This is a genomic window from Acidithiobacillus concretivorus (assembly GCF_018853445.1).
GTDB lineage: Bacteria > Pseudomonadota > Gammaproteobacteria > Acidithiobacillales > Acidithiobacillaceae > Acidithiobacillus > Acidithiobacillus concretivorus.
Genome location: NZ_JABELD010000132.1, coordinates 1 through 827 on the forward strand (window position 1 = coordinate 1; position 827 = coordinate 827).

Genomic DNA, 827 nt, shown 5'->3' on the forward strand with positions numbered 1-827 from the left:
TTGATTTGTCCGGAGGCCGCCTTGAGTTGCACCCGGGCAATCACCTGATTGTAGAAAGCGACGTTATAATCCTGCTCGGCACGCACGTAGTCGGTGGCAGTGTGCAACAGGTCAATAATGGAGCGTGTGCCCACTTCATAGCCCTTGCGCGTTCCTTCCAGGGATAATTGGGCAGAATCCACGGTTTCTTTGGCCGCCTTGAGCTGCGCCACACTGTTTTTCAAATTGAGAAAGGCGGTTTGGGTGTTCAGGGTGACTTCATCGCGCACATTGGCGACATGATCGACACTGGCTACGGTTTGCGCCTGGGCTTTTTGCACGGAGGCGGAAATGCTGCCGCCTTCATAAAGGGGGACGGACAAATTCAGGCTAACCCCAGCCTGATTCATGACCAGCCCCGGAAAGGGATTCCCGAGGGCATGCTGGGCTACGCCCTGCAGGTTGACTACCGGCCAGCGTGCGCGCTGATGGTATTGGACTTCCTGCTGGGCAGTATGGAGCTGGGCCTGGGCCTGGTGCATCAGCGGTTGATCCTGAACCGCACTGTGCACCCAACTCTGCATATCATCGGGCTGCGGTCCCAGGGCCTGATAATGGCCCAAGGGTTCCAGCACGCCAATGGGATGATGCGTCAGTCGCTGTAACTGTTTCCCGGCTATCGCTACTCCGTTACTGGCCTTGATGACATCGGCTTCGGCGGCATCCACCCGGGCTTGGGCTTCACGCACTGCAATAATGTCTCCCGTGCCGATTTTCAGGGTGGCTTGGGTTTGTTGGTAAATGCTTTCCAGCAGTGATTTCTGCTTTTTGGCAACCCGTTCCTGGGC

General features: G+C 56.8%; 1 protein-coding gene. It reads right to left on the reverse strand.

All coding sequences use genetic code 11. The annotated features are described in order from the left end of the window. The coding region (locus tag HJG40_RS13675) for a TolC family protein (RefSeq protein WP_215864709.1) at positions 1-827 on the reverse strand (827 nt) is incomplete at both ends.